Source organism: Rhodanobacter ginsenosidimutans, assembly GCF_042655685.1.
GTDB lineage: Bacteria > Pseudomonadota > Gammaproteobacteria > Xanthomonadales > Rhodanobacteraceae > Rhodanobacter > Rhodanobacter ginsenosidimutans.
On sequence record NZ_JBHSMM010000002.1, the window covers coordinates 331,610 to 356,344 of the forward strand.

General features: G+C 65.6%; 24 protein-coding genes. 11 read left to right on the top strand and 13 right to left on the bottom strand.

Annotation, left to right across the window (positions count from 1 at the left end; genetic code table 11):
- Window positions 1-50: 50 nt before the first annotated feature.
- Together ACFPK0_RS11310 and pmbA are read right to left on the bottom strand one after the other, a co-directional pair.
- A complete protein-coding gene (locus tag ACFPK0_RS11310; RefSeq protein ID WP_056077485.1) occupies window positions 51-473 on the bottom strand; it encodes a DUF4870 domain-containing protein in 423 nt (140 codons plus the stop codon).
- Between the two features lie 111 nt (window positions 474-584).
- Window positions 585-1,964, bottom strand: coding sequence for a metalloprotease PmbA (pmbA, locus tag ACFPK0_RS11315; RefSeq protein ID WP_377340860.1), 1,380 nt, complete (start codon window positions 1,962-1,964; stop codon window positions 585-587).
- A 116-nt stretch (window positions 1,965-2,080) separates the two neighbouring features.
- Between pmbA and ACFPK0_RS11320 the strand changes: the two genes are divergently transcribed.
- Together ACFPK0_RS11320 and yjgA are read left to right on the top strand one after the other, a co-directional pair.
- Window positions 2,081-2,299, top strand: a complete 219-nt coding sequence (locus tag ACFPK0_RS11320; protein WP_377340862.1) for a DUF1653 domain-containing protein — start codon at window positions 2,081-2,083, stop codon at window positions 2,297-2,299.
- 19 nt (window positions 2,300-2,318) lie between these two features.
- Complete coding sequence (gene yjgA, locus ACFPK0_RS11325; protein WP_377340865.1) at window positions 2,319-2,885, top strand: ribosome biogenesis factor YjgA; 567 nt, start codon at window positions 2,319-2,321, stop codon at window positions 2,883-2,885.
- Window positions 2,886-2,948: 63 nt separating this feature from the next.
- Here the strand turns inward: yjgA and ACFPK0_RS11330 are convergent, their stop codons facing one another.
- The 3 genes from ACFPK0_RS11330 to ACFPK0_RS11340 all read right to left on the bottom strand — a co-directional run bounded on the left by ACFPK0_RS11330 (window position 2,949) and on the right by ACFPK0_RS11340 (window position 5,304).
- Window positions 2,949-3,887: a Nudix family hydrolase gene (locus tag ACFPK0_RS11330; protein WP_377340867.1), complete on the bottom strand. Its 939-nt coding sequence runs from the start codon at window positions 3,885-3,887 to the stop codon at window positions 2,949-2,951.
- 14 nt (window positions 3,888-3,901) lie between these two features.
- Window positions 3,902-4,387 carry a dihydrofolate reductase gene (locus ACFPK0_RS11335; protein WP_056077476.1) on the bottom strand — a complete coding sequence of 162 codons (486 nt, stop codon included), beginning with the start codon at window positions 4,385-4,387 and terminating at the stop codon, window positions 3,902-3,904.
- Window positions 4,388-4,509: 122 nt separating this feature from the next.
- The gene (locus tag ACFPK0_RS11340) at window positions 4,510-5,304 is read right to left on the bottom strand and encodes a thymidylate synthase (RefSeq protein ID WP_056077471.1); all 795 of its coding nucleotides are present in this window, start codon (window positions 5,302-5,304) and stop codon (window positions 4,510-4,512) included.
- Window positions 5,305-5,419: 115 nt separating this feature from the next.
- Between ACFPK0_RS11340 and ACFPK0_RS11345 the strand changes: the two genes are divergently transcribed.
- Window positions 5,420-6,436, top strand: coding sequence for a TIGR00266 family protein (locus tag ACFPK0_RS11345; protein ID WP_056077468.1), 1,017 nt, complete (start codon window positions 5,420-5,422; stop codon window positions 6,434-6,436).
- A gap of 124 nt (window positions 6,437-6,560) precedes the next feature.
- On the opposite strand, the gene lgt is transcribed toward ACFPK0_RS11345, so the two are convergent.
- Window positions 6,561-7,442, bottom strand: coding sequence for a prolipoprotein diacylglyceryl transferase (lgt, locus tag ACFPK0_RS11350; protein ID WP_056080704.1), 882 nt, complete (start codon window positions 7,440-7,442; stop codon window positions 6,561-6,563).
- A gap of 215 nt (window positions 7,443-7,657) precedes the next feature.
- Here lgt and ACFPK0_RS11355 point away from each other — a divergent pair, with 215 nt between their 5' ends.
- Window positions 7,658-9,613: an alpha/beta hydrolase family protein gene (locus tag ACFPK0_RS11355; protein WP_377340874.1), complete on the top strand. Its 1,956-nt coding sequence runs from the start codon at window positions 7,658-7,660 to the stop codon at window positions 9,611-9,613.
- A 61-nt stretch (window positions 9,614-9,674) separates the two neighbouring features.
- Here ACFPK0_RS11355 and ACFPK0_RS11360 read toward each other — a convergent pair whose 3' ends face one another.
- The 5 genes from ACFPK0_RS11360 to ACFPK0_RS11380 all read right to left on the bottom strand — a co-directional run bounded on the left by ACFPK0_RS11360 (window position 9,675) and on the right by ACFPK0_RS11380 (window position 13,276).
- A complete protein-coding gene (locus tag ACFPK0_RS11360) occupies window positions 9,675-10,178 on the bottom strand; it encodes a TPM domain-containing protein (RefSeq protein ID WP_377340876.1) in 504 nt (167 codons plus the stop codon).
- Window positions 10,178-11,056, bottom strand: coding sequence for a TPM domain-containing protein (locus tag ACFPK0_RS11365; RefSeq protein WP_377340878.1), 879 nt, complete (start codon window positions 11,054-11,056; stop codon window positions 10,178-10,180). Before ACFPK0_RS11365 ends, ACFPK0_RS11360 begins: the two co-directional genes overlap by 1 nt.
- Window positions 11,056-11,673, bottom strand: a complete 618-nt coding sequence (locus ACFPK0_RS11370; RefSeq protein WP_056080696.1) for a LemA family protein — start codon at window positions 11,671-11,673, stop codon at window positions 11,056-11,058. The genes ACFPK0_RS11365 and ACFPK0_RS11370 overlap by 1 nt, the downstream gene beginning before the upstream one ends.
- 93 nt (window positions 11,674-11,766) lie before the next feature.
- Window positions 11,767-12,843 carry a glycoside hydrolase family 5 protein gene (locus tag ACFPK0_RS11375; protein ID WP_377340881.1) on the bottom strand — a complete coding sequence of 359 codons (1,077 nt, stop codon included), beginning with the start codon at window positions 12,841-12,843 and terminating at the stop codon, window positions 11,767-11,769.
- Window positions 12,844-12,901: 58 nt separating this feature from the next.
- Complete coding sequence (locus ACFPK0_RS11380; protein ID WP_377340883.1) at window positions 12,902-13,276, bottom strand: diacylglycerol kinase; 375 nt, start codon at window positions 13,274-13,276, stop codon at window positions 12,902-12,904.
- 316 nt (window positions 13,277-13,592) lie between these two features.
- Here ACFPK0_RS11380 and ACFPK0_RS11385 point away from each other — a divergent pair, with 316 nt between their 5' ends.
- From ACFPK0_RS11385 to ACFPK0_RS11415, 7 genes are all read left to right on the top strand, one after another.
- Window positions 13,593-15,146: a peptide MFS transporter gene (locus tag ACFPK0_RS11385; protein WP_056602451.1), complete on the top strand. Its 1,554-nt coding sequence runs from the start codon at window positions 13,593-13,595 to the stop codon at window positions 15,144-15,146.
- 23 nt (window positions 15,147-15,169) lie between these two features.
- Window positions 15,170-16,444, top strand: coding sequence for an ATP-binding protein (locus ACFPK0_RS11390; RefSeq protein ID WP_056602449.1), 1,275 nt, complete (start codon window positions 15,170-15,172; stop codon window positions 16,442-16,444).
- Window positions 16,445-16,543: 99 nt separating this feature from the next.
- Window positions 16,544-17,128: a response regulator transcription factor gene (locus ACFPK0_RS11395; RefSeq protein WP_056080690.1), complete on the top strand. Its 585-nt coding sequence runs from the start codon at window positions 16,544-16,546 to the stop codon at window positions 17,126-17,128.
- A gap of 214 nt (window positions 17,129-17,342) precedes the next feature.
- The gene (locus ACFPK0_RS11400; protein WP_377340889.1) at window positions 17,343-19,586 is read left to right on the top strand and encodes a TonB-dependent receptor; all 2,244 of its coding nucleotides are present in this window, start codon (window positions 17,343-17,345) and stop codon (window positions 19,584-19,586) included.
- A 142-nt stretch (window positions 19,587-19,728) separates the two neighbouring features.
- Complete coding sequence (locus ACFPK0_RS11405) at window positions 19,729-20,895, top strand: sialidase family protein (protein WP_377340891.1); 1,167 nt, start codon at window positions 19,729-19,731, stop codon at window positions 20,893-20,895.
- Window positions 20,892-21,353 (top strand): thioredoxin domain-containing protein, encoded by a 462-nt coding sequence (locus ACFPK0_RS11410; protein WP_377340894.1) that lies wholly within the window; start codon window positions 20,892-20,894, stop codon window positions 21,351-21,353. The genes ACFPK0_RS11405 and ACFPK0_RS11410 overlap by 4 nt, the downstream gene beginning before the upstream one ends.
- 185 nt (window positions 21,354-21,538) lie before the next feature.
- Window positions 21,539-22,897, top strand: coding sequence for a 3-oxoacid CoA-transferase (locus ACFPK0_RS11415; protein ID WP_377340896.1), 1,359 nt, complete (start codon window positions 21,539-21,541; stop codon window positions 22,895-22,897).
- A 24-nt stretch (window positions 22,898-22,921) separates the two neighbouring features.
- Here ACFPK0_RS11415 and ACFPK0_RS11420 read toward each other — a convergent pair whose 3' ends face one another.
- Together ACFPK0_RS11420 and ACFPK0_RS11425 are read right to left on the bottom strand one after the other, a co-directional pair.
- The gene (locus tag ACFPK0_RS11420; protein WP_377340898.1) at window positions 22,922-23,917 is read right to left on the bottom strand and encodes a sensor histidine kinase; all 996 of its coding nucleotides are present in this window, start codon (window positions 23,915-23,917) and stop codon (window positions 22,922-22,924) included.
- A 19-nt stretch (window positions 23,918-23,936) separates the two neighbouring features.
- Window positions 23,937-24,668 (bottom strand): response regulator transcription factor, encoded by a 732-nt coding sequence (locus tag ACFPK0_RS11425; RefSeq protein WP_007079979.1) that lies wholly within the window; start codon window positions 24,666-24,668, stop codon window positions 23,937-23,939.
- Window positions 24,669-24,735 lie beyond the last annotated feature (67 nt).

Consider the following 24,735-nt stretch of genomic DNA (forward strand, 5'->3'; position numbering starts at 1 on the left):
TTTTTTGGTCACCGCAAGTCGATCAGTACCAGTCGATCAACACCGGCAGATCACTTGATCAGGCGCAGCGTGAACGGGTAACGATAGGCCACGCCTTCGTTCGCCTTGATCGCGGCGATGATGGTGAACACCAGCCACGCGACAGCCAGCACCCCCAACAGCAAAATACCTATCAGTACGAACATCAATATCCACGATATAGCCGCGGCAATCATCACGGTGATGTTGAAATTCAACGCCTCCTTCGCCTGATCCGCAGCGAACGGCATGGTGTCTTTCTTCACCAGCCAGATCACCAACGGGCCAAGGAAACACAACCAGCCCGCAGTGACCAAACCCAGCAACGCGGAAAGATGCCCGAACATCGCCCATTGGCGCTGCTCGGCCGATGGTGCACCGCCCAGCGGTGGCTCACCGGACGGCGGCGGGTTGTCGGGCGGCGGGGGTATGACGGACTCGGGTGGAACGCTCATTGCGCATCTCCTTGGCGTCGACAGCGCCGGCCAATTGCCGGTGCCTTGAATGCTAGCAAGCCTTGAGGGGCTGTGCAGACATGTCGCGACGCGCCACGCAAACCATTCGGCCTATTCCCCCGCCACCGTCATCCGCTCCAGCAGGATCGAGCCGGTGAGGATGTGCGAGCGCGGGTCCACATCCGTGCCCACCGCCACGATGCCGGCGAACATGTCGCGCAGGTTCGCGGCGATGGTGATCTCCTCCACCGGGTAGGCGATCACCCCGTTCTCGACCCAGAAGCCGGCCGCGCCGCGCGAATAATCACCGGTGATCGTGGACACGCCCTGGCCCATCACCTCGGTCACCAGCAGACCGGTGCCCAGGCGCTGAAGCATGCCCGCGAAATCGTGGCGCGACTGATCGACACTGCCCGGCTCCACCACCAGGTTGTGGATGCCACCGGCATTGCCGGTCGATGCCAGCCCCAGCTTGCGCGCCGAATAGCTGCCCAGCACGTAGCGCGCCAGCACGCCGCCTTCGACCAGCGCGCTGTCGCACGTGGCCACTCCCTCGGCATCGAAATTGGCCGAACCCTGGCCACGCGGCAGCCGCGGCCGCTCGTTGATATCGAGCCAGGCCGGCATCACCGGCTTGCCCACGTGATCGAGCAGGAAGCTGGCCTGGCGATACAACGCACCGCCGCTCACCGCGCTCAGCAGATGACCGATCAGCCCGCGCGCCAGCTCCGGCGCGAACAGCACCGGGCACTGCCGCGTCGACAGGCTGCGCGCACCCACCCGCGCCAACGTGCGTTGGGCGGCCTTGTCGCCAAGGGCCCTGGCGCTGATGAAATCGCCGGCCGCGCGCACGCTGTCGTACCAGTAATCGCGCTGCATGCCATCGTCGTCGCCGGCAATCAGCGACAGCGACAGCGAATGCCGGGTGCCGCGCTCGCGTCCCACGAAACCATGCGAGTTGGCGTACACCGAAAGCCCCTGCCCGGCCTGCACGCAGGCGCCGTCGGAGTTGGTGATGCCGGCGTGGGCGCGACCGGCTTCCTCGATCGCGATGCCCAGCTCGATCGCCTGCGCGGTGTCGATGTCCCACGGATGCCACGTGTCCAGGTCGGGAAAGGCATCGGCCATGCGCGCGGGATCGGCCAGGCCGGCGGCGGGATCTTCCTCGGTATAGCGGGCGATGGCGCAGGCCTGGTCCAGCGTGGCCTGCAGCGAATCGGGATGCAGGTCGGCGGTGCTGGCCGAGCCCTTGCGCTGGCCGAAATACACGGTGAGCCCGAAGCCGCGGTCGCGCGTGTGCTCCACCGTTTCCACCTCGCCCAGGCGCACGTTCACGCTCAGGCCGGAATCGATGCTGGCGGCCACCTCGGCCTGGCTGGCGCCGGCGGCACGGGCGCGGCGGATCACGTCCTCGGCCAGTTCGGCCAGGCGGTCCAGATCCTGCTGGCTGCTGTCGCGGGTGCTGCGATCCTGGCTGGTAACTTCGCTCACATCGGTTTCCTGCAATTTGAAGAGGGTAGAATGCACGGTTCGCAACCGCTCGACAGCCCGACATGGGGTCGACGCGGTCAAATGAAAAGCGCGCCAGCCGAAAGCAGGACACCGCCATGACTGTAGTCGCCGGCGTCTACCGCCACTACAAGGGCCAGCCGTATCGCGTGCTGGGCACCGCCCGCCACAGCGAGACGATGGAGCCGCTGGTCGTCTACCAGGCGCTCTACGGCGAGCGCGGCCTGTGGGTACGACCGGCCGCGATGTTCAGCGAAATCATCGAGGTGAACGGCGCGCCGGTGGCGCGCTTCGCCCTCGAACAGGCCGACGCCTGACCCACTACAGGATGACACCGTGAGCCCCAGCCGCAGCCGCAACCAGACCGAACTGTCCGACGAGGACTACGGCCCCAGCCGCACCCAGCAACGCCGCGAGGCGCTGGCCACGCTGACCCTGGCCAGGCAGTTGGTAGAGCTGCCGCCCAGCCGGCTGGCCAAGCTGCAGCTGCCCGACGACGTGCGCGACGAAGTGGCCACCACGCGCCGCATCACCGCCCACATCGCGCACAAGCGGCAACTGGCCTACCTGGCCAAGATCATGCGTCGGCATGGCGATGAGGCATTCGATTCGGTGCGCGCCGAACTGGGCGAAAACCGTGATCGCCAACGCCAGGAAAAAGCCGCCATGCACCGGCTGGAAGCGCTGCGCGAGCAGTTGCTGGGCGAGGATGAGGGCGCCCTGTCGGCGCTGATCACGGAGCATCCCGGGCTGGACCGGCAGCACCTGCGTTCGCTGATCCGTCAGGCCCGCAGCGAGCGCGACACCAACAAGCCACCACGCGCCTACCGCGAGATTTTCCAGTTGCTGAAGGAATTGACGGCGGACAGCGATGGCGATTCTGTGCCCGACGAGGCCATGTAGGAGCGCACCCTGTGCGCGATGCTTTTTGCGCGAGGGAAGAGCCATCGCGCACAGGGTGCGCTCCTACGAATCAGGCCAGAAGCCGCCGATACCCGCCACGCCCTGCGCCCCCGCCGCGCACGCTTCCCGCGACATCGACGGACCCATGCCACCCAGCGCATAAACCGGCAACGCCGCCGCTTCAGCCAGCGCGTGAAACGCGGGCCAACCCAACGGTGTGGCACCCGGGTGGCTGGCGGTCGTGGCGACCGGGGACAAGGTGGCGAAATCCGCCCCCAGTGCCACGGCGTGGGCCAACTCTTCCGCATCATGACAACTGGCCGCGATCAGCTGCCGCCACGGCAATGGGCGCTCCGCCAAGGTAACCAGTTGCGCCTTTTTCAGGTGCACACCGACACCCAGCGCACGCGCGCCGTCGATATCCTCGTTCAACAACAGTTGGGCGCCGTACCGTTCGGCCAGCGGCAACAAGTCCGCTGCCAATTCCCGCACCGCATCGCGTGGCCACAGCGGCAGGCGAAGTTGCAGCAGGCGTTCGCCGTGCACGATGGCGGCGGCCAGCTGTTCGCGCCAATGGTCGCGCTGCACCAGCGGCGCATCGGCCGGCGTGATGGGATAACTCTTGGGCAACCGCAACGCCTGCAACAGCGGGCGATCGGCCGGTGCAAGTAGCGCCTGGTCGACGTCGATGGGCAATTGCCAGCGCAGCGCCTGGCCTTCCAGTGATCGCGGCTCGCCGCGCCAGCGGGTGACACACCAGGCATCGAGCAACAGCTCGTGGTGGTTGTAGCGCCAGGGAATGCGGATGAGCGGCGTGGCCTGTTCCACGGCCACGCCCAGTTCCTCGTCGAGTTCGCGCGCCAGCGCCGCCAGCGGCGTCTCGCCCGCTTCCAGCTTGCCACCGGGGAATTCCCAAGCGCCGGCCAGGTGCTTGCCCGGCGGGCGCTGGGCCAGCAGCAGCCGGCCATCGGCATCGATCAGCGCGGCCGCGACCACGTGCACGGCGGCGGCCCAGCTCAGCTGTTGCGCAGGTATTCGACCATGTCGAAGGCGTAGGCGTGCTCCGCATCCGCCGCGTGGTGCACGCGCGACACCTCGGTCCACTCGCTGAAATGCACGCCGGGGAAAAACGTGTCGGCACCATCGATCGCCGCGCCGACCCAGGTGAGGTACATGCGGCGGGCCTTGGGCATCGCCTCGGAAAAGACCTGGCCGCCGCCGATCACCATCAACCCGGTGCCGCAAAGCGCCTGCGCCTCTTCCACCGAGCGCACGGTGATCTGGCCCGGAAACGGTGCCTCGTGCTTGCGCGACAACACCAGGTTGGTACGGTCCGGCAGCGCACGGCCGATCGATACGGCGGTGTTGTAACCCATCAACACATGCTTGCCCACGGTCAGCTGCTTGAACCAGCGCAGGTCGTCCGGCAGGTGCCACGGCAACTGGCCGTTGCGGCCAATGGCAAAGTTCTCGTCGAGTGCCGCAATCAGCGATATGGCCATGAAGAAACTCCAGGATGCAAAAGTTTGATGATCGGGCAGGAGCCTGCGGCGGGCACGGTGCGTGGCATCACCATTCTAGCGATGAACACGACCCCGGTGACGCCGCGCGCCGGCTCGAATCGCTATACCGCCACCGGCGCCTTGATCGCCGGATGCGATACGTAATCCTCAATGACGATGTCCTCGTAACGGAAGTCGCCCAGCTCGCGCACGGCCGGGTTCAACGCCAGCCGCGGCAGCGCCAGCGGCTCGCGCGTCAGCTGCAGGCGCGCCTGTTCGAGGTGGTTGTTGTACAGGTGCGCGTCGCCCAGCGTATGGATGAAGTCGCCCACCTGCAGGCCGCACACCTGCGCCACCATGTGGGTGAGCAAGGCGTAGCTGGCGATGTTGAACGGCACGCCCAGGAAGATGTCGCCCGAGCGCTGGTACAGCTGGCAGCTGAGTTTGCCGTCGGCCACATAGAACTGGAACAGCGTGTGGCAGGGCATCAAGGCCATTTTCGGCAGTTCGCCCACGTTCCAGGCGCTGACGATCAGGCGGCGAGAATAGGGATTGCGGCGGATCTCGTCGACCACCCAGCGGATCTGGTCCACCGCCTCGCCGTCAGCGGTAGGCCACGCCCGCCACTGCCGGCCGTAGACCGGCCCCAGATTGCCCTCGGCATCGGCCCACTCATCCCAGATGCGCACGCCGTGTTCTTTCAGGTAGCCGATATTGGTGTCGCCGCGCAGGAACCAGATCAGCTCGTGCACGATCGATTTCAGGTGCAGTTTCTTGGTGGTGACCAGCGGAAAACCTTCCGCCAGGTTGAAGCGCATCTGCCAGCCGAACACGCTGCGCGTGCCGGTGCCGGTGCGATCACTTTTTTCGGTGCCATGGTCGAGGACGTGGCGGAGCAGGTCGAGATAGGCGCGCATCGGGCAAGTATAGGTGGCGGCGCCCCTTACGCGAACCGCACGACCGCCCCGCGCCATTCCCGCACGGTCCGAACCGGGCTTAGACTCGGGCTTTTCCAACGACGAGAGCGACGCCATGGCGCAGTGGTACTTCAGTTACGGCAAGAACACCGAGCGGCTGGGCCCGTTCGACGATACCGCGGCGAAGGCGCAGGCCCGGCGCCAGCCCGACGGCTACTGCTGGAGCGAGGGTTTTGCCGAATGGAAGCCGATCCGCAGCGTGGCCGCGCTGGCCGATGAAGTCACCCTCGTGCCGCCGCCGATGCCGCCATCCATGAGCGGCAGCCGCGCCGACGAGATCGACTACCGCATCGTGGGTACCGACATGCAGTTCGTGGAGATCGAGCTCGACCCTGGCGAAAGCGCCATCGCCGAGGCCGGCGCACTGATGTACAAGGAGTCGGCGGTGCAGATGGATACCGTGTTTGGCGACGGCGCCAGCAGTGGCCAGTCCGGCGGCGGCCTGATGGACAAGCTGCTCTCCGCCGGCAAGCGCGTGGTCACCGGCGAAAGCCTGTTCACCACCGTGTTCACCCACCGCGGCCAGGGCAAGGCCAAGGTGGCGTTCGCCGCGCCCTACCCCGGCACCGTGATGGCGATGAAACTATCCGACCACGGCGGCCGGCTGATCTGCCAGAAAGACGCGTTCCTGGCCGGCGCCCGCGGCGTGCAGTTGGGCATCTTCTTCCAGCGCAAGATCCTCACCGGCCTGTTCGGCGGCGAGGGTTTCATCATGCAGAAGCTCGAAGGCGACGGCTGGGTTTTCGTGCACGCCGGCGGCACCGTGATGCAGCGCGAACTGGCGGCGGGCGAGCGGCTGGATGTGGATACCGGCTGCGTGGTGGCGTTCCATGACGGCGTCAGCATGGACGTCCATCCGGTAGGCGGCATCAAGAGCATGCTGTTCGGCGGCGAAGGCATGTTCCTGGCCACGCTGACCGGCCCCGGCACGGTCTGGCTGCAATCGCTGCCGTTCTCGCGCATGGCCGGCCGCATGCTGGCGGCGGCGCCGCAGGGTGGCGGTCAGCGGCGTGGCGAAGGTTCCATCCTGGGCGGTCTGGGCGACATCCTGGGCGGCGACCGCAACTTCTGACGCCACCCCTGAATGGGCTGAATGTGGGAGCGACTTCAGTCGCGATGCTTCTACTCTGGAGCTTCAAAGCGAGAGCATCGCGACTGAAGTCGCTCCTACAATTTTTTTTGCGGCGAATCGCCTGTCAGGCGTTCGCCAACGGCAGCGTCGGGGCCCGGCGTGACATCGCGATCAGCACCACGCCGATGACGATCAGCGGCAGCGACTGCATCTGCCCCATCGTCACCCACGACGTGCCGAACAGGTAGCCAAGCTGCGGATCGGGCACGCGCACGAATTCCACCGCGAAGCGGAAGCAGCCGTAGAGCAGCGCAAACAGCCCGGAGACCAGATAACGCGGTCGCGGCTTCAACGACACCAGCCACACGATGACAAACATCGCCACGCCTTCCAGCAGCATCTCGTACAGCTGCGATGGATGTCGCGGCAGGCCACCGTATTGCTGCAAGGTGGGCCACAGCGCGGGATGGCTGGTTGCATAGGCCACATCCTCCGCATGCGCATTGGGGAAAATCATGGCCCACGACAGCGTCGTGGGCTTGCCCCACAGCTCGCCGTTGATGAAGTTGCCCAGCCGGCCCAGCCCCAGGCCGATCGGCACCAGCGGCGCTACGAAATCGATGGTGTCGAAGAAATGCAGGCTCTGCCGCCGCGACCACCACCAGCCCGCGGCCAGCACGCCCAGCAGGCCGCCGTGGAAACTCATGCCGCCATCCCACACCTTGAACAGCGCCAACGGATCGCGCCAGATCCAGCCGATGCCACCCTCGTAATAGAACAGCATGTACCACACGCGCCCGCCCACGATCACGCCCATCATGCCGTAGAAAAACAGGTCGCCCAGCGCGTCGCGGGTCACCGGCAAACGGCCGTGCCGGCGGCGGTACTCGCCCAGCACCGCCACGAAGAAGAACCCGAGCAGATACATCAGCCCGTACCAGTGGACCTGGACCGGACCAAGCTGAAAGGCAACCGGGTCGAACGCGACGATGTGAGGCTGGGACATGGCGGCCAGGCTGGCAAACAATTGCCTAGTGTAGCGGGCCGCGAATAGGCGGACACCCACTTACGAACCCCTTTTCCTGTGGCTAGAATCCGCCGAAGCAGACCGGTTCCACCGGGGGGTGGGACGGATGGCAGGTTTGCGAGTTGCACCTTCGACCGGATCGCCGCGCCTGTCGCGGCGTAAGCCTTCACACGGAACGTACCAGGGGAAAACCGATGTCTCATCGCGTCATGCGGACGGCACTGTCCGCGTTTTGCCTGCTGCTGCCTGCCGTCGCTGCAGCGACCGACCTGATCCCGGTCGAGAACTTCGCGCGTCACGCGTTGCTGTCCATGCCGACGCTCTCGCCAGACGGCAAGCACCTGGCGGTAAACATGAACGAAATCGACGGCGACTCGCACATGTTGGCGGTCTACGACCTGGACGACATGACCCGGCCGATAAGCATGCTGCGCCTGCCCAAGTACGAGCTCGCCACCGGCATCACGTGGGTCAGCAATACCCGGTTGGTGGTGGAAAAAGGCAAGCAATACGGTTCGATCGACAAGCCGGTAAGCACCGGCGAAATCCTCGCCACCGATATCGATGGCAAGCATCAGGACTACCTGTACGGTTTCGAGAGCAAGTTCGGCACGCGGGCGGCGACGCGCGGTACCGACCGCGGCTGGGGTTTCGTCGATGGATTGCCTACACCTGTCAATGGCCACTTCTACATGGCTACGCAGAACTGGGACAACAATGACTACAGCACCCTGTATGACGTCGACGCAAGCCGAAATACCCGGAAACTGATCGGCAAGATCGGCGTGGGTGGATTGAGTTTCATGGTGGACGCCGCTGGGCAGGCCGTCTATGCGTACGGCCGTGACGACAGCTGGAATTATGTCGTCTATCGCCAGGGACCCCATGGCTGGCTCCAGTTGAGCGCGGCCACGATCGGGGGCAGCTTTACCCCGCTATTTCCCACCCCCGACGGGAAGCGTATCTACGCCAAATACGACGCCGGCGGTGGGCCGCTTTCACTGGTGGAACAGGACGAGGACGGCGGCAACCGCAAGACGCTCGCCAGCGACGCTTTCAGCAGCATCGGAAATATCCAGTGGACGGCTCTGCCCTACCGGCCATTTGCCACGACACCCGCCACCGGCCTGCCGATGGTCACCTACATCGACGCCACCTCGTCAGAAGGCAAACTGCACCAGGCGCTCAGCCTGAAGTTCCCCGGCAAGCTGGTCAATTTCATCAACTACAGCGAGGACGGCGGCAAGCTGCTGTTTTCGGTCAGCAGCGACCGCGACCCGGGAACCTATTTCGTGATCGACACGCACGTCTACAAGGTGACCCAGTTGTTCGCCGTGGCACCGTGGATCGACCCGACGAAAATGGCCGAGCGACGGCCGCTGCATTTCAGGACCGATGACGGCGTCGAGCTGGACGCCATCCTGACGATTCCCAACGGCGTCAATCCGCGCAATCTGCCGATGGTCCTGCTGCCACACGGCGGCCCGGTCGGGGTGCAGGACGACTGGTTCTACGACACCGACGCACAGTTCCTGGCCAATCGCGGCTATCTGGTGCTGCAGGTGAACTATCGCAGTTCAGGCGGCCGTGGCGCGGATTTTCTGGAGGCCGGCTACCTGAAATGGGGCACCCGCATCCAGCAGGATCTGATCGATGGCGTGAAGTGGGCGATTGCCGAGAAATATGCCGACCCTCAGCGCATTTGCGTTTACGGCGGCAGTTTCGGCGGTTACTCGGCGATGATGACCACCATCCGCGCGCCAGGCATGTTCAAGTGCGCCGTCGGCTACGCCGGCATCTACGACCTGGCCATGATGTACAAGAAGGGCGACATCAAGAGCGACGAGTCCGGTCGCAGCTACCTCAAGACGGTGATCGGCAAGGACGATGCCGACCTTGCCGCCAACTCCCCCGACAAACTGGCCGGCAAGATCGACGTACCGGTGCTGCTGATCCACGGCGAGGACGACAAGCGCGCACCGTTCGCGCAAGCCAAGGCGATGCGCGCCGCACTGGATGCCGCGCACAAACCCTACGAATGGCTGAGCAAGCCTGGCGAAGGCCACGGTTTCTACGACGAGAAGAACAACATCGAGTTCTACAACCGTCTGCAGGCCTTTCTGGAAAAGCACATCGGCAAGGGCGCATGACCGATACGCCAGTCAGGTAAACCCGCCATGCCGCCATGGAGGCGTCTTGCCGGAGTCCGGCTCAGAGCAATACGGGCCGATCCGGCAACTCGTCGGGATTGGCGCGGTCGGTGCCGGAAAAATGCTGCGCCAGCAGGGCATTGGCGCGAGCGATGCCTTCGAGGCTGCCCTCGCGCCATCGCCCGCCGGCGTAGTGCTGCTGAATGCGCGCGCAGATCGCATCCCACTCGTCGGCCGCCATTGTCGCGGCGATGCCACGGTCTACGACGATCTCGATGCGGTGCTCGGCCATCAGCACGTAGAACAGCACGCCTGTATTGAGCTCGGTGTCCCACACCCGCAACTGCGCGAACAGCTGCCGGGCACGCATCGCAGCGTCGAGGCCCGCCAACACATCCAGCGGCGCCAGTCGCGACTCCACCACGAAACGGATTTCGCCCAGGTGGGTACGTTCGCCCTCGGTGATCGCTGCGGCCATATCGTCCAGCAACGCAGCCGGGAAGCGTCGACGCAACTGGAACCAGCCGCCGCACAGGTTTGCCCATAACCGCCGCACGCGCCCCATTACCAGCTCCCCGAAGAACCGCCGCCGCCGAAGCTGCCGCCACCGCCGCTGAAACCACCGCCACCGCCGAAGCCACCGCCACCAAAGCCGCCGCCACCGCCGAACCCGCCCCAGCCACCGTGGCCGATCGAGCGGGCCGCGCCGCCGGGCAGCAGCATCAGCAGGCCGCCGACGATCGCGCCGACGATGCCGGCGCCGATCGAGATCAGCAGCCACAGCAACCCGCCGACCAGCACCGCGCCCACCGGCGCGCGCAGCCACGACGGCGCACGCGCCAGCAGGTTGCGCAGGAACAGAGCGGCAAACAGGCCGACCATCAGGCCGCCCTGCAGGCCGAGGCCGGGCCGCTCGCGCTCGGCGTTGCCCTGCACCGGCGGAGGCAAGGGTTCGCCATCGATCAACTGGGTCAGCGCGCCGACCGCATCGCCGATGCCGCCGGAATAGTCACCGGTGCGGAATTTCGGCGCGATATATTCGCGGATGATCCGCGCCGTGGCGGCGTCGGGGATGGCGCCTTCCAGGCCGTAACCCACTTCGATGCGCACGTGGCGGTCGTCCTTGGCGACCAGCAGCAGCACGCCGTCATCGGTGCCCTTGCGGCCGATCTTGTTGGCTTCGGCCACCGCCAGCGAGTAGCTCTCGATGTCCTGGCCGCCGGTGCTGCGCACCATCAGCACGACCAGCTGCGCGCCCTTGCTGCGCTCCAGCGCCACCAGTTGCTGATCGAGCTGGTCGACCTGCGCGGCCGTGAGTGTTCCGCTCAGGTCGGTGACGTGGCGCTTCAGTTGCGGCACGCTGTCGGCTGCCTGCAGCAGAAGCGGCCACAGCAACGCCAGCGCCAGCACGGCGCACCAGCGCGGCGTGCGCAGGAAACCCATCAACGGGTGGCGGCAGGTGCCGGCGCCGTAGTGCCGAAATCAACCGTGGGCGCGGTGGAGATCGCCTTCTCGTTGTCCACGCTGAAGTTGGGCTTCACCTTGTAGCCGAACATCTTGGCGGTGAGGTTGTTGGGGAAGGTGCGGATCATGCCGTTGTATTGCTGCACCGCCTGCACGTAGCGGTTGCGTGCCACGGTGACCCGGTTCTCGGTGCCTTCCAGTTGCGCCTGCAGGTTCTGGAACAGGCCGTTGGCCTTCAGCTCGGGATAGTTCTCGCTGACCACCATCAGGCGCGACAACGCGCTGCCCAGTTCGCCCTGTGCCGCCTGGAACTGCTGGATCTTCTGCGGGTCGTCCAGCGAATCGGCGTTGATCTGCAGGCTGCCGACCTTGGCGCGCGCCTGGGTCACCTCGACGAACACCTTCTCCTCGTGCTGCGCGTAACCCTTGACCGTGTTGACCAGGTTGGGCACCAGATCGGCGCGCCGCTGGTACTGGTTGAGCACCTCGGACCAGGCGGCCTTGACCGCCTCATCCTGCTTCTGGATCGCGTTGTAGCCGCAACCGGTGAGGCTGAAGGCGAGCAGCAGCAACACGAGAGGGCGAAGAAGTTTCATGGGCGGCTCCGGTCGGTGGAGGCGCCATTGCAGCATTACCGCCCGGCCCGCGCAAATCGACGCGAGCCGGGCCTCGGCAAGCCGGATGTCACATCACGGCTCTTGCGCGGCGGCTATCACAGCTTGGCCGGCAGCGCCCCGGTCGGCAATCGTGGACATGCGCAACCGACGCCGCGGCCAGCCGCCCGCATCGAGCGCCGGCCAGCTGCGCACGATCGTCCGGACATGCGCCCCCGACGCGGTGAGCTGCGCCTCGGCCCAGCCGCCGGTGGCGCTGGCACCGGGCACCAGCGCCGCGGCGCCCTCAGCCTTGTCGGTGATGCTCCAGTTGACGTTGCTGATGTGGTTGGTCCTGAGGAAGGCCATCCACGCGGCGGTCTCGCCCTCGGCCACCGCGCCATCACCATTGGCGTTGACCGTGCCCCATTCGGTCACGAACAGCGGTACACCCTTGTCCAGCGCCACCTGTGCCTTGTCCCGCAACGCCTGGCCATGTGTGCCGGCGTAAAAATGCAGGGCGTAGGCGATGTTGGCGTAGCCGGTGATCGGATCGCTGGCGGCCACGTCCACATCCTGCGACCAGTGCGGCGTGCCCACCACGATCAGGTTGTCCGGGTCGATCGCGCGGATGGCGCCGATCACGGCTTCGGCGTACGGCTTCAGCGCGTCGTGCCACGAAACGTCCAGCGGCTCGTTGTAGATCTCGTAGATCACGTTGTCGCGATGGCCGTACGTGCGCGCCATGTCCTGGAAAAAGGCGATCGCCTGCGCGCGGTACTGCTCGGCATGGTGCGAGTGCCAGTCGATGATCACGTACATGTCGTTGGCGATCGCGGCGTCCACCACGGTCGCCACGCGCTGCCTGTTCGAGGCATCGGCCAGATAGCCGCCAGGCGCATCCACGCCCATGGCGGCGCGCACGATGCCGGCGTTCCAGTCTTTTTTCAGCCAGGCCACGGCCTGGGTGTTGTAGAAGCGCTCACCGCCCCAGCCGGTGTTGCTCCAGAAAAAGCTGTTGCCCGACACGCTGCCCGGCTGGCCGCCGATCAGCACCTTGTTGCCGTGGGTGGACAACGGCGCCACGGCGCCCTGTGCGGCAGCGGAAAGCAGCCACAGGCTTGCGGCAAACGCGGCCAAGGCCCCACGCAGACAGGTTTTTTTGCAAGCCATGATTTGTCCCCCTGCAACACGGCGCAACGCGGTCCCGCCGCGTGTCACCGCCTGTGTCTCAGCCGAAAAAGCGCGGCCCGAGCACCAGCACCCAGCTCAACACCACCAGCATCATCAGCACGAACACGGCCGCCGAGCCCATGTCCTTGGCGCGGCCAGCGAGCTCGTGGATCTCCGGGCAGACCTTGTCCACCACCGCCTCGATCGCCGAGTTGAGCAACTCCGCCGACAGCACCAGCAGCGGCGGGCCGACCAGTGCCAGCTTCTCCAGCGGCCCATGCCCCAGCCACATACCCAGCGGCACCACCACGATGGCCAGGCACGCCTCCAGCCGGAACGAGGCCTCGTGCCGCCAGGCGGCCTTCAGGCCCTTCATCGACCAGCGGAAGGCGTTCCAGACTTGCCGTGGCCCGCGAAAACCTTCAGCAGCCATATACGGCGTCCCCACTGCGCGATCGACCATCGGAAAGCTGTGGCCGGAACGCGGCCTCGCTGCTGAAACCATGGGGCATGGCGGATGAAACTCTCGGTCAGGTGGCGATGGCGCCGAGCGTCGATGATGCCACAGCAGGCCTGGTGCAACATTGAAAACCAGGCCGGATCGTCCACGATTTGCCCACGCTGTCACGCCGCAGTGCAGCTAGCGCCTGCGCCGAAGTGGGGTACCCTCGCCCGGTTGTGGTGCAGTACGGCCGCGCATGTACCTGTGCCTGCCGCACTGTTGTTTTGAATCGTGTACGGAATCGTCAATGGCAACCCAGAACCCCCCGGTTTCACAAACCCGCTCGTTCAGCACCGTCTTCCTGATCGAGATGTGGGAGCGCTTCGGCTTCTACGGCATGCAGGTGCTGATGGTCACCTACATGGTGAAGCGGCTGGGCTTCGTCGACAGCAAGGCGAACCTGGTGTGGGGCGCGGCGGCGGCGTTGATCTACGCCACACCGGCGATCGGCGGCTGGGTCGGCGACAAGCTGATCGGCACCCGCCGCACCATGTTGCTGGGCGCGGTGGTGCTGGCGTTTGGCTACGCGATGTTGTGGATTCCCTCGAGCCACCCGTATCTGCTGTATTGCTCGCTGGGCGTGATCATCGTGGGCAACGGCTTCTTCAAGCCCAACGCCGGCAATCTGGTGCGCAAGATCTACGAGGGCGACGACACCAAGATCGACAGCGCATTCACCATCTACTACATGGCGGTGAACATCGGCTCGACCATCTCGATGCTGCTGACGCCGTGGATCCGTGACTACGTGGGCGCCAAATACGGCGACGCCTGGGGCTGGCATACCGCGTTCGGCGTGTGCGCGATCGGCCTGCTGCTGGGGCTGATCAATTACTCGCTGATGCATCGCACGCTGGCGCACGTGGGCGCGCCCGCGGATGGCGAGCCGGTGAACTTCAAACGCCTGGGCGGCGTGCTGGCCGCCGGCGCGGTGATGGTGTTCATTGCCGCCTTCATCCTGCAAAGCGAGACGGTGGCGCGCGTGTGCGTGTATGCGGCCGGCGTGGCGATCCTGGGCATCTTCATCCACCTGATCCGCAGTAGCCAGCAGCACGAACGTGCCGGTCTCGTCGCCGCGCTGGTGTTGACCGTGCAGACGATCTTCTTCTTCATCTTCTACCAGCAGATGTCCACCTCGCTGAACCTGTTTGCGCAGAAGAACGTCGACCTGTCTTTCGACGTGTTTGGCCTGCACCTGTTCAACTGGATTCCCGAGCAGTTCCAGTCGCTCAACGCGATCTGGATCGTGCTGCTGAGCCCGGTACTGGTGCTGATCTACAACGCGATGGGCAAGGTGGGCAAGAATCCCGCCGTGGCGGTGAAGTTCGCCTGGGGTTTCGCGGCGGTGGCCGCCGGCTTTTTCATGTATGGCGTGGGCGCGAAGTTCGCCGTCAACGGCCAGATCTCGTCGTGGTTCATGGTGGGTGGCTACGGGCTGTATTCGCTGGGCGAACTGCTGGTCAGCGGCCTGGGCCTGGCGATGATCGCCCGCTATGTGCCGGCGCGCATGGGCGGTTTCATGATGGGCGCGTATTACGTCGCCTCGGGCATCGCACAATATCTGGGCAGCGTGGTGGCGAACTTTGCCAGCATCCCGCAGCATGTGGTCGATCCGATGGTGTCGCTGCCGATCTATACCAAACTGTTCAACCAGCTCGGCGTGGCGGGCGTGATCTGCACCTTGATCGCCTTGGCGATGCTGCCGTTGATGAAGAAATTGTCCGCCAGCCATTCCGAGGCGGCCAACAACAACGATCCGCTGCCTCCGGTTCACAGCGAAACGATTCCGCCCTCCCCCTGACCCATCAGCGAGCGCGCCGACCCATGCATCGACTGACCCAACGCGTCGGACCGTTCGCCCTCACCCGCACGCTGGCGTGGCTGCGCCTGTGCGCCATCGCGGGGCAATGCGTGGCGGTGCTGGTATGCGCGTGGTGGATGCAGTTGCCGATCCCGCTGTTGCCGTTGCTGATCGGCATCGGGCTGCTGGCGGTGTTTGCGGTTTTCGCCGCTTGGCGGTTGCGTCAGCCATGGCCGGTGCGCCAGGCGGAAACCATCGGCCACATCGCCTTCGACACACTGATACTGGGCTACCTGCTGTATTTCACCGGCGGTGCCAGCAACCCGTTCATCACCTTGTTGCTGGTGCCGATCGCGCTGTCCGCCGCCGCGTTGTCCGCGCGGGCGATCGCAATGGTCTCCACGCTCGCCGGTATCGCCTACCTGGTGCTGCTGTACTGGCACGTGCCGCTGCCGACGGCGATGCACGAAAACGCCAGCGGCCGGTTTTCGCTGCACGTGGCGGGCATGGGCGTGAACTTCGTGATCAGCGCGCTGCTGCTGGGCTTCTTCATCAACCGGCTGGCGAACGTGCTGCGCCTGCAGCAGCAGGAAGTGCAGCGGGTGCGCGAGCGTGCCTTGCGCGACGAAGGCATCCTGGCCATTGCCACCCAGGCGGCTGGCGCCGCGCACGAGTTGAACACGCCGTTGTCGACCATGCGCACGCTGCTGCCGGAATTGCGCCGCGAACACGCCGCCGACACCCCGCTCACCGACGACCTGGCGCTGCTGGAAGGCCAGGTGGATCGCTGCCGCACGATCCTGCGCGAGATGGTGGCGTTCGGCCAGGCGCAGCTGTCGCAGGAACCCGAGCGGCTGAGCGTGGCGAAATTCATCCACGGCTGCCTGGAGCGCTTCCAGTTGCTGCGGCCCGAGGCGGAGCTCGCCGTACAACTGAACCCCGCCACCGCCGCCATCGTGCTGCGCACGCCGCCGGGCCTGCGCCACGCCTTGCTGAACCTGCTCAACAACGCCGCCGACGCGTCCGCGGTGCACGAATCGCACAAGGTGGAGCTGGACGTGCACCACGAAAACCAGTGGTTGCAACTGAGCGTGCGCGACCACGGCCCCGGGTTCGTGGCAGCCGGCCAGCAGATGGCGCTGGGCATCTCGCAGAAACAGACCGGCCTGGGCATCGGCCTGGCGCTGGCCGAAGCCACCGCCGAGCGGCTCAACGGCGAACTCATCGCGCGCAACAGCGGGAATGGCGCCGAGGTGTGCCTGCGCCTGCCGCTGGCGGTGATCGCTGAAACGCCGTGATCCGCTGACCCACGCCATCGCGTCGCGCATCATTCGGCACCGGCAACCCCTTCCCGCGCCACACTTGCGGCAAAATGGCGGAACTGAATGGAGAACATGATGACCGAATCACCGAGCCCGCTGTCCGGCCGTCCGTTGTTGCTGGTCGACGATGACACCACCTTCGTCCGCGTGCTGGCGCGTGCGCTGGGATCGCGTGGCTTCGAGGTCATCACCGCCACCAGCTTCGACGAGGCCCGCGCGCTGGCGCGTCGGCATCATCCACGCTATTGCGTGCTCGACCTGAAGCTGGGCGAGGACAACGGCCTGCGCCTGATCCCCGAACTGCACACGCTGGTGCCGGACATCCGAGTATTGCTGCTGACCGGTTACGCCTCGATCGCCACCGCGGTGGAGGCGATCAAGCGTGGTGCCCACGATTACCTGGCCAAGCCGGTGGACGCCGACGCGGTCGTACGCGCCCTGCTCGACGGCGACAACGAAAGCGACGACAGCGATTTGCCCGATACGCCCGAACAACCGCTGGCACTGCGCCGGCTGGAGTGGGAACACATCCAGCGCGTGCTGACCGAATGCGACGGCAACATCTCCGAAACCGCCCGCCGGCTCGGCATGCACCGCCGCACCTTGCAGCGCAAACTGAGCAAGCACCCCGTGCGCGAACGCCCCGACCGCGACGACTGATTGTGGGAGCGACTTCAGTCGCGATGCTCCTGCTCTGGAGCTCCAAGGCTAGAGCATCGCGGCTGAAGCCGCTCCTACAAAAATCCGCGGCGGGCACCTTTCGTCATGCCCGCGCATCCCATCAACGTCCGCACCCCACTGCGACAACGCGCCATCTTTTGCGCGCGCGCCATCGGACTATCCTGAAACCCTAGACCCCCATCCAGAGTCCCGCTTGAACGCCATCCCGCTCGGTCTGTGCGCAGCCGCACTCGCGATCTCCACCAGCCCGGTGATGGCCAGCGACACCGTCACCGCAGCCACCACGCTGACACCGGTCTCGGTACACGCCAGCGACACCCAGGTGATGAGCGCCGAAAGCGTGCAGGTGCGGGTCGACCGGGCCCAACTGCAGCGGCAGAACGTCAGCGACAGCGCCGACGCACTGAAATACGCGCCGAACATGATCGTGCGCAAACGCTATATCGGCGACCCCAACGCCGTCATCAGCGGTCGCAACACCGGCACCCTGCAAAGCGCGCGCAGCCTGCTCTACGCCGACGGCCTGCTGCTTTCCAACCTGATGACCAACGGCTGGGATGGCGCGCCGCGCTGGGGCATGGTGGCACCGCAGGAGATCGGCGCGGTCGACATCCTGTACGGCCCTTACTCCGCGCTGTACCCCGGCAACTCGCTGGGCACCACGGTACTGATCCACACCATCCTGCCGAACCGCCTGATGGCCAACGCCAGTTCGCAATTCTTCAGCCAGGATTACCGCGACGCGTACGGCGCCGGCGGTCACTACAACGGCCACCAGCTTTCCGCCACGCTGGGCAACCAGCAAGGCCGCTGGAGCTGGCTGCTATCGGTGAACCGGCTCGACAACCACGGCCAACCCATGCAGTACGCCACCGCCCGCGCCGGTGGCGATGCCGCCGTCGCAGTGCCGGTGACAGGCGCCACGAACGACCGCAATCCCAACGGGTCGCCGCGACTGGTCTATGGCGCCAACACCATCGAGCACACGGTGCAGACTCAGGCCAAGCTGAAGCTGGGCGTGAAACTTGCCGAGCACGTCGATGCCCTGTTCACCCTCGGCTGGTGGCACAACCGCGCCGACGACCGCACGCGCAGCCTGATCCGCAATGCGGCCGGCGAACTTGTCGACGAAGGCGTCATCAGCGCCAACGGGAATACCTGGACCTTGCCATCCAGCGGTCTGGCACCGTCCTCCGCCAACGACTCCCACGCGCTCTACGGCGTCGAACTCAATGGCAAGTTCGATAACGACTGGCGCTGGACGGCTGTCGCCAGCCACTACGACTTCCTGCGCTCGCAAAGCCGCAATGCGCTGACGCCAACCGGTGCCGCTGGCACCGTGGCGGACAAGGGCGGCTCGGGCTGGGACACCTTCGACCTGCGCAGTTCCGGACCGGTCGGCGACAGCCACATGCTCTATGCCGGCGTGCATGGCGATCGCTACCTGCTGGATTCACGCGTGCGCAACAGCAGCCAGTGGTGGACGGGCGCAGCCGACGGCCCGCAGGTCAGCCACTTCGCCGGCCGCACCCAGACGCGCGCAGCCTACCTGCAGGATGTGTGGGCGTTCGCGCCAGCCTGGGCGCTCACCGTGGGTGGGCGGCTGGAACAATGGCGCGCCTATGGCGGCGTGCTGGGCAATGCGGACGACAGCCTGCATTACGCCAACCGCCAGCGCACCGACTTCTCACCCAAGGCCTCGCTAGCCTGGGATTTCGCCAGCGACTGGCAGTTGCGGCTGGCCTACGGCAAGGCGGTGCGCTACCCCACCGTATCGGAGCTGTTCCAGGGTTCGATCTCGGCCAATGCCATCGTCAACAACAACCCGGCGCTGCGCCCCGAGCGCGACCAATCCGCCGACCTCACTCTCACCCACCAACTGGACAAGGGCCACTGGCGCGTGTCGCTGTACCAGGATCGCATCACCGATTCGCTGTATTCGCAAACCGACATCACCGTGACGCCCACCGTCACCAGCGTGCAGAACATCGACCTCGTACGCTCACGCGGCATCGAAGGCGAGCTGGTGCTGACGGACGTCTGGACGTCCGGACTCGACATCTCCGCCAGCCTCGCACTCAACGACGCCATGACCTTGCGCGACCGCCAGTTCCCGCGGGCCGAGGGCAACGACTTCCCGCGCATCCCCAGGCTGCGCGCCAACCTGTTCGCCGATTACCGCTTCGCGCCCGGCTGGGATGCCTCGCTGGGTGTGCGCCGCTCTGGCCGCCAGTACGGCACGCTGGACAACAGCGATTTCGTCGACACCTACGGCGCCGTCAGCGCGTTCACTGTCGCCGACGCCAAGTTGCGCTGGGCCTTCGCGCCACACTGGACCGCTTCACTGGGCGTGGACAATCTCACCGATACTCATTACTGGGTTTACCACCCCTACGCTGGCCGAACCTGGTTTGGCGAGGTGCGCTGGGAGTTGTGAACACCGCTTCTGCTCCTCCCCCTGCAAGGCAGGGGGAGGTTGGGAGGGGGTAACGCTTTTGCCTCACGATCAAGAGCGTTACCCCTCCCCAACCCTCCCCTGCTTGCAGGGGAGGGAGCAAAGCTCACCGCGAGGAAATCTGATGCGCCATCTGCTAGCCATCCTGCTGTGCCTGCTCTCGCCGTTGGTCCTCGCACACGACATGGGCCAGATGGCGAAAGCGCCGGAGCTGGGCGCCAGCACCGCCTTCGACAGCCACGGCCGGTTGTGGGTGGTGGATGCAGTCGATGGCCACGTGCAACTGCGCCATTCCGACGATGACGGCCATAGCCTCAGCGCACCGATACTGGTGAACGCCCAGGCCGAACGCATCTACGCCGAAGGCGAGAACCGCCCCAAGCTGGCGTTCGGCCCGCATGACGAAATCTACGTGAGCTGGTCGCAGCCGCGCGCCAAGCCATGGACCGGCTTCGTGCGGTTTGCCCGCTCGCTGGATGGCGGCGCGCACTTCTCCACGCCCATCACCGTGCATCACGACCGCGCCGAAATCACTCACCGCTTCGACGCGCTGGCGGTCGACGGCAACGGCCGCATCGTGATCGCCTGGATCGACAAGCGCGACCTGCTGGCCGCGGAAGCCGCAAAAAAACCGTACCTTGGGGCGGCGGTGTATTACAGCTGGTCCGACGACGGCGGGGTCACCTTCGTTCCCGAACGCAAGCTGGTCGACCAGAGCTGCGAATGCTGCCGCATCGCCCTGGCAACGACGCCGCAAGGTGACGTCGCCGCCTTCTTCCGCAGCATCTACGGCGACAACATCCGCGACCACGCCTACGCCGTGCTGACCACGCAAGGGCGAGCCGCAACCGCCACACGCGCCACCTTCAGCGACTGGCATATCGCCGGCTGTCCGCACCACGGCCCGGGCCTGGCCATCGGCGCCGACGGCACCCGCCATGCCGTGTGGTACGAGGCGAAGACACAGCCCACGATCTGGTACGGCCAACTCGACCCCGGCCACCCGCCACACCATCGATTGGCCATCGCCCAGGCCGGCGCCAGCCATGCCGACGTGGCGGTGCACGGCCACGATGTCTGGGTGGTGTGGAACCAGGTCAGCGCCGCCGGCTACTCACTGATGCTGCGCCATTCCACCGATAACGGCACGCATTTCGGCCCCGCCCGCGACATCGCCCAGAGCACCGTCGCCGTTGGCTCGCCGCAACTGCTGCAGAAGAACGGGCACGTATTCGCGGCATGGAACACCGCCGATGGCTTCCGCCTGATCGCCACGGAGTCGACACCATGAAACGCCTGCTGGCCCTCTTGCTGCTGGTGATCCCCACCCTCGCCAGCGCCGCCTCGTTGCAACCGCTGGCGGGCACCGACGTGCCGGCACTGCTGCAACCGCCCGCCCACGGCGAGCGCATCATCGCGCTCTGGTCATTGGATTGCGCCTATTGCGAATCCAACCTGGAAGCGCTGGCCACCTTGCAGCGTGCGCATCCGAAGTCGATCAAACTGATCACCGTCACCACCGACGACATCACCGCCCAGCGCCCGGTGATCGAAGCACGCCTGCGCAAGATGAAGATGGCCACCTACCCCGCCCGCGCCTACGCCGAAGCCAGCCCGGAACGCATCAATTTCCTGCTCGATCCGAACTGGGGTGGGGAAACCCCGCGGGTATTGGTGATCCGCGCCGACGGCAGCCGCACCGGCATCAGTGGCGCGCTGACGCCTGCGCAGTTGCAAAAGATTCGGTAAGTCGCACTACGGACGGCTTCAGCCGCAATGCTCTCGATGTTTGTGGGAGCGACTTCAGTCGCGATACTTTTGGGTTTGGTATGGCTTCAGAGCAAAAGCATCGCGGCTGAAGCCGCTCCCACAAAGCCCGCCGAACCATTCCGTCGTATTCTTGGAGGACGACTCTTCCTGCAGGAATACGTGCAATGGACAAGGTTTATCCCAGCGCCACGCAAGCCCTCGACGGCCTGCTGTTCGATGGCATGACGATCGCGGCCGGTGGCTTTGGCTTGTGCGGCATCCCCGAAAACCTGATCGGCGCCTTGCTGGAGGCCGGCACCAGAGACCTGACCATCGTCGGCAACAACGCCGGTGTGGATGATTTCGGCATGGGCCCGTTGCTGAAGACCCATCAGGTGAAGCGCGTGTACGCGTCCTACGTGGGCGAGAACAAGGAATTCGAGCGGCAGACGCTGGCCGGCGAGCTGGAGCTGCACCTCACCCCGCAGGGCACGCTGGCCGAGAAACTGCGCGCCGGCGGCGCCGGCATCCCCGGTTTCTACACGCGCACTGCATTCGGCACCAAGCTGGCGGAGGGCAAGGAGACGAAGGTGTTCGGTGACAAGGAATACGTGCTGGAGGAAGCCATCCATGCCGACCTGTCGATCGTGAAGGCGTGGAAGGGCGACGCCCACGGCAACCTGGTGTTCCGCGAGACCGCGCGCAACTTCAACCCGATGATCGCCACCTGCGGCAAGGCCTGCGTGGCCGAGGTGGAGCATCTGGTGCCGGTGGGTGAGCTGGACCCGAACAACATCCACGTGCCGGGCATCTACGTCGACCGCATTGTGCAGGGCGAGAAATACGAGAAGCGGATCGAGTTCCGCACCATTGCGGGCGTCGTCGCCGGCAAGGAAAACCCCACCCGCGTGGCGATGGCCAGGCGCGCGGCGCAGGAGCTGCGCGACGGCTTCTACGTGAACCTCGGCATCGGCATTCCCACGATGGTGGCCAACCATATCCCGGAAGGCGTCAGCGTCACGCTGCAATCGGAGAACGGCCTGCTCGGCATCGGCCCGTTCCCCACCGAGGACCAGCTCGACCCGGACCTGATCAACGCCGGCAAGCAGACCATCACCACCCTGCCTGGCTCCAGTTTCTTCTCCAGTGCCGATTCCTTCGCGATGATCCGCGGCGGCCATATCGACCTGTCGATCCTGGGCGGGCTGGAAGTTTCCGCGCACGGCGATCTGGCCAACTGGATGGTGCCGGGCAAGATGGTGAAAGGCCCCGGCGGCGCGATGGATCTGGTCAGTGGCGTGAAGCGCGTGGTGGTGCTGATGGAGCACTGCGCGAAGGACGGCAGCCCCAAGATCAAGGATCAATGCGACCTGCCGCTCACCGGCAAGCAGGTGGTGGATCTGATCATCACCGACCTGTGCGTGTTCGAGGTGGCCAAGGGCAAGGGGCTGACGCTGATCGAGCTCAACGACGGCGTCACGCTGGAAGACGTGAAGGCGAAGACGGGCTGCGCGTTTACTGTTTCGCCATCGCTCCAGCGCTGAGGGGACGCGACGTCTGCTGTCGGGCTAGCCCGGCAGCGGATGCGGGAAGCGGATGCGGGCGATGTTCTCGTGACCCGGATGGGTCTGCAGCTCCAGCGGCCAGTCGAAGCGGTCGCTGATGCGCTGGGCGATGGCCAGCTCGAAGCCATGGCGGTCGGCGCCGTGCATCCGCTTGGGGTGGGTGTCATCCACCAGCTGCAACGACTCGTGGTTGCTGACGCTGACCACGCCGGGCGTCACGGTGATCATGACGCGACCCTGTTCGGTCTGCTGGCAGGCGTTGCGGATCAACTGCCAGCACAGGACCGAGAACGCTCGTGAGGAGCCCTCCAGCGCGAACCGTGCGGGTTCTTCCAGTTCCAGTTCGATCGGTCGGCCAATCAGCAGTTCGCGGGCCGATTGCAGCTCCTGCTGCAACACGTCGTTGACCACGAAGCGTTCGTTGTCGATGACGGTATCGGACTCGCGCGCCAGGATCAGCAGGGCCTCGACCAGCACTTCCATCTCGCGGGTGGCGCGGCGGATGCGGTTCACCGAGCGCGTGCCGAAATCAGTCATGCCCTCTTCGTCGGCAAGCATGTCCACCGACATCTTGATCACGGTGAGCGGGCTGCGCAATTCGTGGCTGGCGTCGCGGGTGAAGTTGCGTTCGCGCTGGTTGTAACCGGCGATGCGGGTGGCGAACCCGTGCAGCCCGCGCGCCAGCGACGCCACGTCGGCGTCGGTATGGGTGGACAGCTTGTGCAGTTGCAGCGCATTCGGGTCGGGCTGCTGTCCATCCCACCCCGCGACCAGCCGGGCCAGCGCCCGCACCGGTCGCCATTCGCGGCGGGTGGCGAACCAGCCCAGCACGGTGGTGATGACGATGACGGTGACGACGGCGAGCGTCGGCGCCACGTCATAAATGCCCATGATGCAGATGATCACGACGGCCACGAGTTGCAGGCCGAACACCCAGGCGATGCGCCGGCGGAAGGCGCCCACCCGATAGGTGGGCGTCGTTTTCACCCTTTCGTCCATTGACTTCGCCGTGTCGGTATCAAGCCGTCTGGGCGGACAGCGCCACCTCCGAATCGAGATCCGCGAGGCGGTAGCCGGCCGAATGAATGGTATGTAACAGGGGCCGTGGGAAGGGCTTGTCAATGACGCGACGCAAATTGTACAGATGCGAACGCAAGGTGTCGGAGTCGGGCAAGGTGTCGCCCCATATCTCGCGCTCGATATCGCGGCGACTGACCACGCGGGGTGATTCGCGCATCAGGATCGCCAGCAGCTTCAGGCCGATCGGGGACACCACCAGTTCCTGGCCATCGCGGGTCAGACGCAGCGTGGCGGTGTCCAGGGTCATGTCGCCCACGGTGAGCACCTCGGTGGATACCTGGCGACGATCGCGGCGGATCAGGGCACGCAGGCGCGCTTCCAGTTCGCGCACCTCGAACGGCTTTACCAGGTAATCGTCGGCGCCGGCTTCCAGGCCAACCAGCTTGTCGTCCAGCGTGTCGCGCGCGGTAAGCATCAGCACCGGCGTCGATTTCTGTGCCTCCTTGCGCAGCTTGCGACAGACCTCCAGCCCGTCCAGCCCCGGCAACATCAGATCGAGCACGATCACGTCATAGCTGTTGGACACCGCCAGGTGCAGGCCGCTGACGCCATCGGCGGCGTAATCCACGGAATAACCACGGCGTTCAAGGAATTCGCCCACCATCTCGGCGATCTGGCGATTGTCTTCGACCAACAGGATCAACCCGGCTTGCTCGTCGTGTACGGTCATATAGTCGTCCTCGCGTTCAGTGGTTTCACAAATGTGAAGATCTAAACGGTTGCCCGGTGAGGGATGC

Excerpts from the sequence above, each read along its gene's own strand:
- ACFPK0_RS11310 (WP_056077485.1), bottom strand. The coding sequence starts at position 473 with ATGAGCGTTCCACCCGAGTCCGTCATACCCCCGCCGCCCGACAACCCG.
- ACFPK0_RS11320 (WP_377340862.1), top strand. The coding sequence starts at position 2,081 with ATGACTGTAGTCGCCGGCGTCTACCGCCACTACAAGGGCCAGCCGTAT.
- ACFPK0_RS11335 (WP_056077476.1), bottom strand. The coding sequence starts at position 4,387 with ATGGCCATATCGCTGATTGCGGCACTCGACGAGAACTTTGCCATTGGC.
- ACFPK0_RS11340 (WP_056077471.1), bottom strand. The coding sequence starts at position 5,304 with ATGCGCGCCTATCTCGACCTGCTCCGCCACGTCCTCGACCATGGCACC.
- ACFPK0_RS11345 (WP_056077468.1), top strand. The coding sequence starts at position 5,420 with ATGGCGCAGTGGTACTTCAGTTACGGCAAGAACACCGAGCGGCTGGGC.
- lgt (WP_056080704.1), bottom strand. The coding sequence starts at position 7,442 with ATGTCCCAGCCTCACATCGTCGCGTTCGACCCGGTTGCCTTTCAGCTT.
- ACFPK0_RS11355 (WP_377340874.1), top strand. The coding sequence starts at position 7,658 with ATGTCTCATCGCGTCATGCGGACGGCACTGTCCGCGTTTTGCCTGCTG.
- ACFPK0_RS11360 (WP_377340876.1), bottom strand. The coding sequence starts at position 10,178 with ATGGGGCGCGTGCGGCGGTTATGGGCAAACCTGTGCGGCGGCTGGTTC.
- ACFPK0_RS11365 (WP_377340878.1), bottom strand. The coding sequence starts at position 11,056 with ATGGGTTTCCTGCGCACGCCGCGCTGGTGCGCCGTGCTGGCGCTGGCG.
- ACFPK0_RS11370 (WP_056080696.1), bottom strand. The coding sequence starts at position 11,673 with ATGAAACTTCTTCGCCCTCTCGTGTTGCTGCTGCTCGCCTTCAGCCTC.
- ACFPK0_RS11375 (WP_377340881.1), bottom strand. The coding sequence starts at position 12,843 with ATGGCTTGCAAAAAAACCTGTCTGCGTGGGGCCTTGGCCGCGTTTGCC.
- ACFPK0_RS11380 (WP_377340883.1), bottom strand. The coding sequence starts at position 13,276 with ATGGCTGCTGAAGGTTTTCGCGGGCCACGGCAAGTCTGGAACGCCTTC.
- ACFPK0_RS11385 (WP_056602451.1), top strand. The coding sequence starts at position 13,593 with ATGGCAACCCAGAACCCCCCGGTTTCACAAACCCGCTCGTTCAGCACC.
- ACFPK0_RS11390 (WP_056602449.1), top strand. The coding sequence starts at position 15,170 with ATGCATCGACTGACCCAACGCGTCGGACCGTTCGCCCTCACCCGCACG.
- ACFPK0_RS11395 (WP_056080690.1), top strand. The coding sequence starts at position 16,544 with ATGACCGAATCACCGAGCCCGCTGTCCGGCCGTCCGTTGTTGCTGGTC.
- ACFPK0_RS11405 (WP_377340891.1), top strand. The coding sequence starts at position 19,729 with ATGCGCCATCTGCTAGCCATCCTGCTGTGCCTGCTCTCGCCGTTGGTC.
- ACFPK0_RS11410 (WP_377340894.1), top strand. The coding sequence starts at position 20,892 with ATGAAACGCCTGCTGGCCCTCTTGCTGCTGGTGATCCCCACCCTCGCC.
- ACFPK0_RS11415 (WP_377340896.1), top strand. The coding sequence starts at position 21,539 with ATGGACAAGGTTTATCCCAGCGCCACGCAAGCCCTCGACGGCCTGCTG.
- ACFPK0_RS11420 (WP_377340898.1), bottom strand. The coding sequence starts at position 23,917 with ATGGACGAAAGGGTGAAAACGACGCCCACCTATCGGGTGGGCGCCTTC.
- ACFPK0_RS11425 (WP_007079979.1), bottom strand. The coding sequence starts at position 24,668 with ATGACCGTACACGACGAGCAAGCCGGGTTGATCCTGTTGGTCGAAGAC.